Source organism: Pseudoduganella sp. R-32, from assembly GCF_049913245.1.
Classification (GTDB): domain Bacteria; phylum Pseudomonadota; class Gammaproteobacteria; order Burkholderiales; family Burkholderiaceae_D; genus Rugamonas.
This window is the reverse complement of the sequence record NZ_CP183987.1, coordinates 3,181,759-3,194,886: the sequence shown is the minus strand read 5'-3', so window position 1 is coordinate 3,194,886 and position 13,128 is coordinate 3,181,759. Positions and strand designations below refer to the sequence as shown.

The following is a 13,128-nucleotide window of genomic DNA, read 5'->3' as shown; positions in this document are numbered from 1 at the left end:
CGCCTTACACTCGCGCAACGTTTCCTACTGGCCAAACCCTCGCCTGGCATGTTCTCCTATCAGGAGATGGTTGTGCGCCAAATTCCCAGAATCCAGACGTTCAAGTTCAAGATTTCAGCCCTGCTGGTGCTGATGGTCATGGTCGCCACTGCCCTGGTTGCCGGCGTTTCCTTGCTGGTGGCGGAGCATGAGATGCGCAAGGTGATCGCCGCGCAGGAGATGTCCATGCTGTCGAGTGCCGCTGCCTACCTCGACCGCGACATAACTTCCAAACAGCAAGTTTTGCGGGTGCTGGCCGAGAGCTTGCAGGCCGAGCCAATCGCGCCGGCCAAGGTTCAGGCGCAGCTCGAGTTGCGCGGGGCGCTGCGCGACGAGTTCTTCAACGTCACAGCCTACGATCCCGACGGCAAGCTGGTGGCCAACCTGCAGGACCGCCGCATGATTGGCAAACTCAATAGCAAAAACCGCCAGTACTTCCGCGACACCATCGCGGCCCAGGAAGGCATCGTCTCGGCGCCGTTCCGCAGCGTGCTGTCCGGCCGGCCGGTGCTGGCAATCACGCAACCGGTGTTCCGCCGCGATGGCAATATCGACTACGTTCTGGTGGGGACCATCGACCTGCAGCGCCCTGCCTTTGCCGGCCAGTTGAACGCCCTGCGCGGCAAGGCCGAAGGCTATCTGTTCATCCTGACCGCGGACGGCACAATGCTCTACCATCCCGACCAGAGCCGCGTGCTGACCCAGGCGGCCGGGCCGGGCACGCTTGGCCAGGTCGTGCTGGCCGATGCGGATGGCTGGCGGGAGGACGCCGTCGATGACGGCAGGCCGGTGCTGCTGGCGCACAAGCGCCTGAAGAAGGCTGACTGGACGATTGCCGTCTCCTTTCCTGTCCGCGATGCGTTCGCCTCCATGGCCAGCCTGCGCTGGCGCGCCCTGCTGGCCGCCTCGGTGGTGGCCCTGGTGGCTGGTCTGGCGGCATGGCTGCTGATGCGCGCCCTGCTGTCGCCCCTGTACAAGCTGTATGGCCAGGTGCGTGCCTTCGGCCGCGGCACCATCGATATCGAACAATTCAACTCCGGCAAGCCCGATGAATTCGGCCACCTGAGCCGCGCCTTTTACCAGGTTGCGCGCCAGCAGCAGATGGCCGAGCGTAACCTGCAGCGCCTGGCCACTACCGATCCGCTGACGGGCGCGCACAACCGCCGCATGTTCGATGAATTCTTCCCGCAGGCGCTGAAGCGCGCCATTCGCGCCGGCCAGCAGATCGGCCTGGCCGTGCTCGACATCGACTATTTCAAGGGCATCAACGATAACTTCGGCCACCAGGCCGGCGACGCCGTGCTGGTGCAGTTTGCCGATCGCCTGCGCAATGCCGTGCGCAGCACCGATACCGTGGCGCGCATCGCCGGCGATGAATTCGTGATCGTGTTCGAACATCTGGAGGCCGGCCACGACGTCAACCTGCTGGGGCAGAAAATCGTAGCGGCCATGCAGGCACCGTTCGTGGTCAACGGCCGGCCGCTGAACGTCACCGCCAGCATCGGCATCGCCCTCACCACCGAGCTGCCGGCCGACGTCGACAAGGTGATGCTGGCCGCCGACCAGGCCCTGTATTGCGTCAAGGCCGCCGGCCGCAACGGCTTTGCCGTCAATACTGTCGGCGCCGAGCGCATCCTGTCGGTGCGCGATTTTGCAGCGCCTGCCAAGGCCGACAAGGGCGAGAAGAAGAGCTGGCCGTCCAGCCGCTTCTGATCAATGCGGCGACGGGATCGACGCCGGCCGCACCTGCGATTGCGCCATGCCGGACATGCTGCGGCACTCGCTGGCGCAGCGGCGGCAGGCGATTGCGCAATCCTTGCAATGCTCGTGCGTGTGCTGTTCGCACTCGTCGGCACAGGCGTCGCATATATCGGCACAGGCTTCGCACAGGCTTGACGCCAGCTTGCTGCCGCGCTGCATCAGGCCGACGCATACGCGGCACACCTGTGCGCAATCGATATCGGTGGCAATGCAATGGGCCAGGCTGGCCACGTCCTGCTCCTGCAGGCAGCTGGCGGCGCAGTGGTCGCAGGCAGCGGCGCAATCATTGCAGGCTTCGATGCAGCTCTGGTACTGTTGCTGGGTCATGATGGCCTCCTTTCGGAAAGGGCCAGACTAGCACTCACGGGGCTTGGGGCGCGCACAGCTTGCTCCATGCGGAACTCGCCGACCAGGGCCACCAGCGTTGCCGCCTGCTGCTGCAAGCTTTCCGCCGCGGCGGCAGCCTGCTCGACCAGGGCGGCGTTTTGCTGCGTCACCCCATCCATCTGGCTGATGGCCTGGTTGACCTGGCCGATGCCGGTGCTCTGCTCACCGCTGGCCGCGCTGATCTCGTGCACAATTTCGCTGACGCGCCGCACGCTGGCCACCACTTCGTCCATCGTGGTGCCGGCTTGCGCTACCAGCGCACTGCCCGCCTCCACTTCGCCCACCGAGCTGCCGATCAGTTCCTTGATCTCCTTCGCCGCGGCAGCGCTGCGCTGGGCCAGGTTGCGCACCTCGCTGGCCACCACTGCAAAGCCGCGCCCCTGCTCGCCGGCGCGCGCCGCCTCCACCGCCGCGTTGAGGGCCAGGATATTGGTCTGGAACGCGATGCCGTCGATCACGGAAATGATGTCCACCACCTTGCGCGAGGAGTTGTTGATCGAGGCCATGGTGTCGACCACCTGCGACACCACCTGGCCGCCCCGCATAGCCACCTCGGATGCCTGCGCAGCGAGCTGGTTGGCCTGGTGCGCATTGTCCGCGTTCTGGCGCACGGTGCTGGTCAACTGTTCCATCGTGGCGGCAGTCTCCTCCAGCGCACTGGCTTGCTGCTCAGTGCGTGAGGACAGGTCGGTATTGCCCTGCCGGATTTCAGTGCTGGCCGTGGCCACGCTCTCCGACGATTCTCGCACCCGCGCCAGCACCGAATGGATCTTGGCCACGAAAGTATTGAAGCCGGTGCCAATGACGGCCAGCTCATCGTTGCCGCGCACCTCCAGCCGCGCACGCAGGTCGGCATTGCCGCTGGCAAGGCCAGTCATCGCGTCGGCCAGCTCCCGCACAGGCCGCATCAGCCGGAACAGCACGGTCACCAGGATAAGCCCCATTGCCACTGCGCAGACCAGGGAAACCAGCAACGTGTATTTCAGCAGTTCGCGCGCCGGCGCAGTTGCCACCGCATGCGGGAAGCTCATCTTCACCGCCCACGGCGCGATATCGGGGTGCAGCGTCAACGGTTGAATCAGGTGCACCATGTCACCCTTGTCGGTGTACTCATAAGGCTGGCCGGTACGGATCGCTTCCAGGCCTTCCTTCGGGATGTCGGAGGCGGCCTTGCCGATCAAGGCTTCGCTGGGACTGCTGGCATACAGGCCGCCGTTCGACACCAGCGCCAGGCGCCCGCCTTCGATCGACTTCAGGCCTTTGAGGATTTCACCCAATCGCGTCAGCATGAAGTCGGCGCTGGCTGTGCCGCGGAATTCGCCGCCGATCATGATCGGGGCCACCAATGACGCCATCAGCACATCCTTGCCGTTCACCGGATAGGAATACGGTTCGGTGAAGAACACCTTGCCGGTACGCTTCGGTATGTCGTACCAGTCGTTGGCCCCCGGCTTGGGATCGAACACGATCGGCTCCACATTGGTGCCGCCGCCCGCCGCCTTGGTGTAGTAAGGCATGTAGCGCCCGCTGGCGTCGAATTCAGGCTTCTTGTCGGCGTATTCGGCATCCTTGCTGTCCAGCGCATTCGGTTCCCAGGTGACGGCGGCGCCAATCAAGTCTTCCGAACCGAGCACCACGGTCTTGGTAATCTCACCGGTTTGTTCACGCGACAGCGGCAGGTTTGCGCCGCGCGTGGCACGCTGGGTAGCGCCAAGCTGGATGACGGTCGCCAGGTTGCGGACGATGCGCGACTGCAGGGCCGACGCAGCCGCTGCGGCCTGGGTGCGCGCCAGGTTCATCGCATCGCGTTCGGCCGTGCGGCTGGCCTCGTACCCGGTCACTGCGGCGGTAATGGCCAGGCTGAGCACCACCAGCGCCGTAGCCGTGATATTGATCTTGGCATTCAGTGAGAGGTTCGACAACATGCGACGCTCCTCAGAAGGTCTTGGCGACAGTCAGGACAAAGGTGGCTTTCTCCGTGTTCGAAAAGGCCAGGTGGCCATTGGCATCGGGCACGCCGCTGGTGTATTCCCGGTATACATTGGTGGCGCCCCAGCCGCGCGTGACGGCGGCAGCAACCGACCAGCCCCCTTCCAGCGCCTTGGTCACCCCGGCCTTGGCATCGCGCCAGTCCCAGATGTCGTTGCCGGCTCCGCCGACGCGCGCATCGCCCGCATGCAGGTTGAGCGTATAGCCGTTGCCGAGGTCCTGATTCAGGCCGATATCGAGGTAGCGCGTGCCGCGCCCGTGCGTGATGCCGAAGAAATGCGGGCTGACCGTGTAGTTGTATTTGACGTAGGCAGACTTATACGTCAGGCCCAGCGACAACTCGGTGTAGTTGAAGGTGGTATCGGTGGCGCTGACCTTGGCGCCCGGATACAGGTACTCATACAGGATCAGGCTGTAGCCGATATCGCCCCTGGTAACCGAATAGCCGGCGTACAGATCCCATTCGATCTTTGCATTTTCAATAAACTTGTCGCTGACATTCGAGGCCCAGGTGCCGGCGACCAAGCCGCTGGGATGGACATAATCGACGCCAATTTGCAACGCCGGCTTGTCCCACGTTTGCCGGATGCCGCGTGAGACATATTGGCTGGCAAAAGTAACGGTAGTGGTAAGTGTAGGCGCTGGCGCTGGTGCTTCCTGCGCCATGACCGCGTGCGGCAGCAAGGCCGCCAACCAGAAGCAGCGTTTCATCACACCCTCGCTTTCTTATTGTTTGGGGAGATGCAAACAATACTATCAGGCTATGCGGAGTAGCTCCAAACGATACTACGCTGCAACAGCCTTGCGTGCGTGCTTGACGCGGTACATGGCCTGGTCGGCCAGCTCCATCAGCCGGTCCATATCCTGCCCGTCTTCCGGGCTGATGGCGTAGCCGATGCTGGCGCCCAGGCGCAAGGCGCGGCCTTCAAATTCAAACGGCGCGCCGATCGCGGTGGTGATGCTGTTGCACTTGTTGCCGACGCCATCGCGGTCGCGCACGCCGCACAGGATGATGCCGAATTCGTCGCCGCCCAGGCGCGCCGCCAGGTCTTCCTGCCGCAGCTCGCGCGAAATGCGTTCGGCCACCTGGCGAATGGCGGCATCGCCGGCACGATGGCCCAGGTTGTCGTTGATCGCCTTCAGGCCATCCATGTCGATGTTGACCACCGCCACGCTGCTGGCAGCGCGCCCGGCTTGGGCGAGTTGCTGGCGCAGGCGGTCGTAAAACAGGGCGCGGTTCGCAAGGCTGGTCAGCGCGTCGTGCGTAGCGCGGTAATACAGGTCGCTCGACTCGTATTGCACGGCATGGTAGATGGCGGCGCCGATCAGTTCCGACAGCAGGCCGAGGATCTGCGCCTGGTAAGCATCGAAGGCATTGACGTGCGGCGCGCCGACCTTGAGCACGCCGACGCTCTCGCCTTCGTGGCGCAAGGGCACCACCAGCATCGAACGCAGGCCGACCTTGCGGCAGGCGGCGCGGTCGACGCGGGGGTCGGTTTCGGAATCGTCGCATTGCAGGATCCGGTCCTGCGCCACGCACAGGCCGGACAGGCTGCCTTCGCGTTTCAGCCGCAAGCCGAGCGCACCTTCGGCGACGCCGGCGGCGGCGCGGTACACCATGTCGTTGCCCTCGGCCAGTTCCACCACGGCGGCTGTCGCGCCGCACAGGGCGCCGGCACGCTGGCAGACCAGGTGCATCACGCCCCCAAGGTCCAGGCCCCGGCGTGCAATATCGGTTTGTAAGTTGATGATCTCCAGCAATACCGCTGGATTAAGGTTCAGCGCATCCATCGTGCCACGACCACAAAATCTCACACATTTTCACAGCTTTCAGTGTGATGCATTTGTGACCGTTTGGCAACTTTTTTAGCTTCTTTTATGCTAGCTTTTGCAGCGACGGCACGCGCTTTGCGATGCATCGCGCGGCGGCCCAGCCATAACACCAGGCCGGTGACCATGAAGGCTAGCGGTGCCAGGCCGCTGAAGGACACCAGCACCCGGCCCGCCATGCCGAAGGCCTCGCCGGTATGCAGGGGGAATTGCCAGTTCATGAAGGTATCGCCCGATGCCGCATTCAGCGGGTCGCGCACGCGCAGCACCGCGCCGCTGAAGGCATCCACGCTGACCCGGGTACTGCCGTCGCCCTCGCGGATCTCGCCGGGCTGGCGCAGGCGGATTTCATAAGGCGCCTTGGCCGAACCGAGCGACACGCGCGACAGGCGGCCCTTCGGCACGCGCTGCTGGGCAACCTCCATCGCAGCCGCGACATTGATCGGCTTGCGGCCCTGGTCCGGGCCATTGGCCACCTTGCCGTTGTGCTCCAGCGCAGCCACTGCGCCGACCACCGGGCGCACCCAGTCCGGCAAATTCATCGCCAGGCCGGTAAAGCCCAGCACGGCCAGCACCGGGGTCATGAAAAAGCCTGCCGAACGGTGGAAGCTGTAATTGAACTGGCGCGAGGTGACGGCGCCGCGCACAGCCAGCGCCTTGCGCAGGCTGGCCAGCGTGTGCTTCGGCCACCAGAGAGCAAAGCCCAGCAGCGAGGTAATCGTCAGCAGCAAGCCGGCGATGCCGATCACCGTCTTGCCGACGTCGCCGGCAAACATATAGCGATGCAGGAGGAACAGGGTCGGCATCAGCAGCTCGCGCGACAGGCCGAATTCGCCGTAATTGCGCTCCCCGAGAATGTCCAGCGTGTAGCGGTCCAGCATGACCTGGCGCGAAACATCGGTATCGAAGCTGCCCTTGTCCTTGTTCGGTTTGCGGTACCAGGCCACGTACACGTCGTCGGCCTCATACGGCAGCATCAGCATGGTCGGCTTGCCATATCCAGGCGCCTCGGCCAGGCGGTCGACCGCGGCCTGCGCCTGGGCCGGCGATGGCGCGGCATCGGCCTTGCCCTCGGCGCCGCGCGAGTGCAGCAGGCCCGGATTCAGCGCCCCATCCAGTTCATGTGTCCAGGCGATCACCACCCCGGTCAGGCCGGCAATGACGAAGATCGCCCCGAAAACCAGGGACACATACAGATGGATATCGCGCAGCCGCGCACGCAGCAAACCGGTCAGCATTTTTTATGTCAGCAATAAAGTGTTTGAAATTATAAATGAGAATGATTATCATTGCTGCTTTCTTTTGTATCTTTCTGTTTAGGAGTCACTGTATGACCGCGCTGAATCCCCTCACCCGTGCCGTAGCACTGGCCTGCCTCGCCCTCTCCGGGAGCGCAGCATTGGCACAAAGTGCCGGGGAGCCGATGAAGGAAGTGGTCGTTACGGCAACCCGCAACAGCAAGAGCGTGGACAAGATCCCCGGCGCGGTCACCGTGATTTCGCCGCGCGAGCTGGAAACGCAATACCTGCTGGCCGACGATCCCTCCGCCGCGCTGGCCACCTACATCCCCGGCTACGCCCCGAGCCGCCAGAAGATGAGCTCCACCGGCGAATCGCTGCGTGGCCGCAACGCCCTGATCCTGCTGGACGGCGTACCGCAAACCAACCCGCTGCGCGGCGGCATGCGCGAAGGCTATGTGGCCGATACCGCCATCATCGAGCGCGTGGAGGTGATCAACGGCGCCTCCGCCATGCAGGGCATGGGCGCTACCGGCGGCATCATCAACTACATCACCAAGTCGCCGAAAGCGGACGGCACCACGCAGTCGATCAATGTGCGCATGGCTTCCCAGCTGCGCCACGACAGCCTGGATTGGAAGACCGGCTACACCCTGCAGCACAAATCGGGCGATTTCGACCTGCTTGCCTTCGGCAGCATCCAGCAGCGCGGCCTGGGCTACGACGGCAAGGGCCGTCCGCTGGGCATCGAAGCGGTGCAAGGCGATACCATGGATTCCCAAGGCACCGACCTGTTCTTCAAGATCGGCAAGAACTTCGGCGACCAGCGCTTGCAGCTGACTGTCAACCGCTTCCGCATGGAAGGCGATGGCGACTACATGCCAGTCAACGCCAACTTCGCCACCGGCACGCCAACCAGCTCGACCCCGGGCACGCCACCGGGGGCGCCTCCACGCAACGATGTAAAGACCAGCAGCCTGGAATACCGCCACAACGACCTGCTGGGGGGAAGCTTCAACGCGCAGCTGTTCAAGCAGGACTTTGCCTCGCTGTACGGCGCCACCAACACCACCACCTTCCAGGACGCTGCGATTGCTCCGAAAGGCACCCTGTACGACCAGTCCGAAGTGGTGGCCGACAAATATGGCGCCAAGATGACCTTCGTGCGCCCGAACACCCTGGTCGAAGGCATGGAATTTACCGCCGGCCTGGATTACCTGCGCGATCGTACCAAGCAATGGCTGGCCGGCACCGGCCGCACCTGGGTGCCGACGCTCGACTTCACCTCGTTGGCCCCATTCACCCAGCTTGAGTATGAAATCGGCCCGTTGACGGTGCGCGGCGGCGTTCGCCATGAGGATGCGAAGTTGAACGTGGACACCTACACTACCCTGGCCGCCTACGGCAGCCGCCTGGTACAAGGCGGCCAGCGCTCCTTCACCAAGAACGTCAAGAACATCGGCGCAGTGTGGCGTTTCAACCAGAACTGGTCCGCCTTCGTCTCCAGCGCCGAAGGCTTTGGCCTGCCGGACGTGGGCCTGGTGCTGCGCGCCGTGAACAAGCCGGGACAGTCGGTGGACCAGTTGTTCGACATGCAGCCTGTCGTCACGCGCAACAACGAAATCGGCGTGAACTGGCGCGGCGCCATGGGCAGCCTGGGCGCCTCGTTCTATGACTCGCGTTCCAAGCTCGGCACCGCATTGCGCGTGAACGCCGCCGGCATCGGCCAACTGGACCGCGTGCCGACCACCGTGCGCGGGTGGGAAATCTCAGGTGAACTGCGTGCATCGAAGACACTGTCGGCTTTCGGCTCCTTCGCCCGCACCATGGGCAAGACCGCAACTACCGCCGGCGCACCGATGGACGTGGAACTGGGCGCGCGCTCGCAGGGCCCTGGCAAGCTGGTGGCCGGCACGAACTGGCAATTCATGCCGAAGGCGAACCTGCGCCTGCAGGCAACCACCCTGTTCGACCGTGACATCAATATCGACCGCAAGATGGGCACCACCACCCTGGAAGAGCACTTCAACGGCTACACCTTGCTGGACCTGGCAGGCAGCTACGATTCTCCATGGGGCAAGCTGGGCGTAGGCATTGAGAACCTGACCGATCGCCAGTACGTCGGCTACTACCCGCAGTCGGTCAACGTCAACTACACCGCGCAAACTGCGGTCAGCTACAAGGACTCTTCCTCGTACTTCGCCGGTCGCGGCCGCACCCTGTCGGTCAGCCTGACCCGCAGCTTCTAAGCCTCAAATTCCCCACTGGACCTTGAGCGTCAGGCCCTTGCTGGAACCCGGCAAGGCGCCATTGGCGTCCGTCGTGGCGCCAACGGAGACGATGCGGTCGTGACGCGTGGTGCGCTTGTACAGCAGCGAACGATGGCGGTATCGTTCGCTCCATGGCTCCAGCAGCTGCGGCGCCACGTCCTGCCGCCCTGACGAAGTGTTCTGCACGATCATGCGCAGGGCATCGCGCGGCGTGGCGTGCAGGGTGCCGACCCAGCGCCAACCGTTGTCGCTGAAATCCTGCAGGCTGCGGTGCTTGACCCAGGAACGGTTCCAGCGATGGTCGGACTCCAGGCTCCAGTTGCCGGGCAGCGGAAAGCGCAGGTTCGCTTCCAGTTCCAGGCTGCCGCCCTTGCCTACCTGGTCCGCTTCCACGTCGAGCTGGCGGCCCAGCGTCAGTTCACCCTTCAGCTTGACGAACCATGAAGAAGGCGTGCTTTCGATGCCCATATGCGCCGCGGGCGTCTTGTGCAACTTTGCACCGCCGCGCCCGCGCTGGCGGTCGAAGCCCAGGTCGGCCCAGTAGCGGGTCTGGCGACCAGCGTAGAACCAGATGCCGGGGCGCACCCAGCGCTGCACCGTTTCATGCGACAGCGTCCGGATTTCGTGCAGGCCGAGGTGCAGCTCCGTTTCGTAAGCCTCGAACAGCGCCAGGTCGCGCGCGCCGGTACGACGGTTGATCTCAACGTCGCCTTTGATGATCCCCGCCTGCGGCACGAAACCGTTATCGTTGGCGAAGTTTGTGCCGATAACTTCCAGCTGTGCGACATTCAGCCAGTCGTCGGAACTGTAATTCAGCCTGCCGTAGCCATAGCCGCTGTTGCGCGCTTCGCTGGCAAGCGCACGGCCTTCGCTATCGAATCGCGCGGTAGTGCGCGAGGCCATGGCGGTCCACGCAAGCTGGATGTGGCCGTCGCCGTTTGCCGGTGCCCGCCATTGGCCGTCGGTACCCAGCACGGTGTTGCGTGCACCGGCACCGTAGTCGCGGTCGGACAGGAAGGCGCCAGCCACGGCCTGCCCGCCATGGCCGCGTGCGCGCAGCAGCATCGCCTTGCTGTCGCCGGCGCTGACGTGCTCCTGCGTTTCGTAAGGGCTGCCGCGCATCACGACGCCGCCGGCACGGTCATCCAGCGCCAGGGCTGTGGCGTCGGCGTCGGCGCCGCGCCAGGTTGCACGCAGGCCCCAGCGGGGATCGGCCACGGTGCGCGAGTAGAACGCCGGCAGCCGCATGCCCAGCACGTCCGCGCTTTCGAGGAAGAAGCCGCGCTTCTCCGGCAGGCTCAGGGCAATGCGGTTGGTGCCGTTGCTGGTGGGCGCGTCGATCTCGACCTGCGAGAAGTCGGGATTCAGGGTGGCGTTAAAGACCCAGTCCGCGCGTGGACGGGCGCTGATATCCATGCCCAGGCTGGTCTCGCTGCTGCGTTGGCCGTAGCCGCGATTGAAGCGCTGCGTGAGTTCGGGGCGGAACTCCCAAAAAGCCCGGTCCTGCACCGTCGGCAGTACTTGAGCCATGCCTTCGATTTCCTCCATCTCGGCGATGAAATGCAGCGACTCTTTCTTCAGCGGCGCGCTTAGCAGCAGCATATTGTCTTCGTGCGGCACGCTGCGCTCCACCATCAGGCGCCACGGCTTGCCTTCGCCATACGGGAAGCGCAGGCTAGATAGCGGCCAGCGTACTTCCATGGTATAGCCGTCGGGCAGCAGGTGGACTGCGCTTTCGACCGGGTAGTCGGGGCCCAGGTCTTCTTCGTCTTCGTCGGCGCGGTAAATGCCGTCGCTCATGACGCCAGCCACGTTGACGCGAACGAATTGCGCCGAGCGGCCATGGCCACTCGGGTCGATCCAGATGCCGATGAAGTCCTGGTCGCGGTCAACCTTGTCGCGCCGCGCCAGCGTGCCGTTCAGGGTTTTCGGGTCGCCATTCCAGGCGCGGATGCCGAAGACCAGCGCATCCCGGTCGACCAGTACACGCACCGTGGTGCGCACGTGTTCCGGCGCGTCTCGGCCATCTTCCGGCTGGAACTGGTAGAAGCGCGTATTGACCGGCGCCAGTTCCCAGGCCGCATCGTCAAGGCGGCCGTCAAGCTGCAGCGCAAGCGCTTGCGGCGCCACATGCGCGGCGATGCTGCGGCGCTTGGGCTCCTCGCTTTCGGCGGCAAACAATGGGATGGATACAGCAAACTGGGAAAAAACCAGGAAGCGCAGAAAATTTCGGGCATACATGATCTAGATTATAGATTTGCCAATTTGGCCCTGGCAAGCGAACATACGGGTGATAGGATGATGGCCACTTCGATGAGGGGATTCATGGGATTGACCTGTCAACAGCTAACATGCCGTCGCGGCCGCAGCACCCTGTTCGCTGGCGTCAGCTTTTCGCTGCAAGCCGGCGAAGCGCTATGGGTGCAGGGCCGTAATGGCAGCGGCAAGACTACTCTCCTGCGCTCCCTGTGCGGGCTCGCCCTGCCCGACCGCGGCGCCGTGCATTGGCAGGGCAAGCCTATTCTCGCCGCGCGTGCCCAATACCACTCCCAGTTGCTCCACATCGGGCATGCAGACGGCTTGAAGCCTGACCTGCTGGCGTGGGAAAACCTGGCGCTGGGCGGCCTGCCGGGCGAGCGGTGCAGCCGTGAAGACGCCATGCGGGCCCTGGATGAAATCGGGCTGCGGGCCGAGGCCCAGCGCGCAGTGCGCCTGCTCTCGCAAGGCCAGCGCAAGCGCGTTGCCCTCGCCCGGCTGCTGCTGTCGCCTGCTCGCCCCTTGTGGATCCTCGATGAACCGCTAGCGGCGCTGGACCAGGACTCCGCGGCACAAGTCGGGCAGGTCCTGCAGGCGCATTGCGCGCGCGGCGGCATGCTGGTCCTGACCACGCACCAGGACCCGGACCTGCCGGGCGCACGCCAATTGCAGCTGGGCGCACCATGCTGAAAGCTGCTCGCCAGCTGATGCAACGCGACCTGCTGCTGGCCATGCGCCGGCGTAGCGACGCCTTGATGCCGCTGGCCTTCTTCCTTGTCACGACCACGCTGTTCCCGCTGGCGATCGGACCGGACAGCAAACTGCTGCACAGCGTCGCCCCCGGCATTGTGTGGGTGGCGGCCTTGCTGGCCTCCCTGCTTGGCCTGCAGCGGCTGTTCGCCGACGACCATGCGGACGGCTCGCTGGAGCAGTTGCTGCTGTCGCCGCAGCCACTTGAAATCCTGGTGCTGGCGAAGGTGCTGGCGCACTGGCTGACGTCGGGCCTGCCCTTACTGGTACTGGCGCCGCTGGTCGCCCTGCAATACGGCCTCGACGCCGAACCAATGGCAGTGCTGTGGCTCGGCCTTCTGCTTGGCACGCCGGTGCTGAGCCTCCTTGGCAGCATCGGCGCAGGCCTGGCGCTTGGCGCGCGCGGCGGCAGCGTACTGGTTGCACTGATATTGATGCCCCTGTATATTCCCTTACTAATTCTTGGTAGCTCCTCGGTTGTAGCCGCCAGCGACGGTACCGGCAGTGCGCCCCACCTGATGTTGTTGGGGGCCCTGCTGGCGGGGTCGCTGGCAGCCGCTCCCTGGGCCACTGCCGCAGCGCTGCGGATTGCACACGAGTAGGACGGA

10 protein-coding genes are annotated in these 13,128 nt (G+C 64.4%); 4 read left to right on the top strand and 6 right to left on the bottom strand.

What is annotated here, in order from left to right; translation table 11 throughout:
* Positions 1–72: 72 nt before the first annotated feature.
* Positions 73–1,752, top strand: coding sequence for a diguanylate cyclase domain-containing protein (locus ACN9MU_RS14675; RefSeq protein ID WP_426171653.1), 1,680 nt, complete (start codon positions 73–75; stop codon positions 1,750–1,752).
* Here ACN9MU_RS14675 and ACN9MU_RS14670 read toward each other — a convergent pair whose 3' ends face one another.
* The 5 genes from ACN9MU_RS14670 to ACN9MU_RS14650 form a co-directional block, all read right to left on the bottom strand.
* Entirely contained in the window at positions 1,753–2,127 is a 375-nt protein-coding gene (locus ACN9MU_RS14670) for a four-helix bundle copper-binding protein (protein ID WP_426171651.1), read from the bottom strand.
* Positions 2,124–4,112 carry a methyl-accepting chemotaxis protein gene (locus ACN9MU_RS14665; protein ID WP_426323261.1) on the bottom strand — a complete coding sequence of 663 codons (1,989 nt, stop codon included), beginning with the start codon at positions 4,110–4,112 and terminating at the stop codon, positions 2,124–2,126. The genes ACN9MU_RS14670 and ACN9MU_RS14665 overlap by 4 nt, the downstream gene beginning before the upstream one ends.
* 10 nt (positions 4,113–4,122) lie before the next feature.
* A complete protein-coding gene (locus tag ACN9MU_RS14660; RefSeq protein ID WP_426171648.1) occupies positions 4,123–4,887 on the bottom strand; it encodes a TorF family putative porin in 765 nt (254 codons plus the stop codon).
* 75 nt (positions 4,888–4,962) lie between these two features.
* Entirely contained in the window at positions 4,963–5,967 is a 1,005-nt protein-coding gene (locus tag ACN9MU_RS14655) for a diguanylate cyclase domain-containing protein (protein ID WP_426171646.1), read from the bottom strand.
* A 20-nt stretch (positions 5,968–5,987) separates the two neighbouring features.
* Positions 5,988–7,244: a PepSY-associated TM helix domain-containing protein gene (locus tag ACN9MU_RS14650; protein WP_426344786.1), complete on the bottom strand. Its 1,257-nt coding sequence runs from the start codon at positions 7,242–7,244 to the stop codon at positions 5,988–5,990.
* 92 nt (positions 7,245–7,336) lie between these two features.
* Here ACN9MU_RS14650 and ACN9MU_RS14645 point away from each other — a divergent pair, with 92 nt between their 5' ends.
* Positions 7,337–9,493, top strand: coding sequence for a TonB-dependent receptor (locus ACN9MU_RS14645; protein WP_426344785.1), 2,157 nt, complete (start codon positions 7,337–7,339; stop codon positions 9,491–9,493).
* A gap of 3 nt (positions 9,494–9,496) precedes the next feature.
* On the opposite strand, the gene ACN9MU_RS14640 is transcribed toward ACN9MU_RS14645, so the two are convergent.
* Positions 9,497–11,695, bottom strand: coding sequence for a carbohydrate binding family 9 domain-containing protein (locus ACN9MU_RS14640; protein ID WP_426344784.1), 2,199 nt, complete (start codon positions 11,693–11,695; stop codon positions 9,497–9,499).
* A gap of 144 nt (positions 11,696–11,839) precedes the next feature.
* Between ACN9MU_RS14640 and ccmA the strand changes: the two genes are divergently transcribed.
* Both ccmA and ccmB read left to right on the top strand, forming a co-directional pair.
* On the top strand, positions 11,840–12,460 hold the full coding sequence (ccmA, locus tag ACN9MU_RS14635; RefSeq protein ID WP_426171638.1) for a cytochrome c biogenesis heme-transporting ATPase CcmA: 621 nt from the start codon (positions 11,840–11,842) through the stop codon (positions 12,458–12,460).
* Entirely contained in the window at positions 12,454–13,122 is a 669-nt protein-coding gene (gene ccmB, locus ACN9MU_RS14630) for a heme exporter protein CcmB (protein ID WP_426171636.1), read from the top strand. Before ccmA ends, ccmB begins: the two co-directional genes overlap by 7 nt.
* Positions 13,123–13,128: the final 6 nt, after the last annotated feature.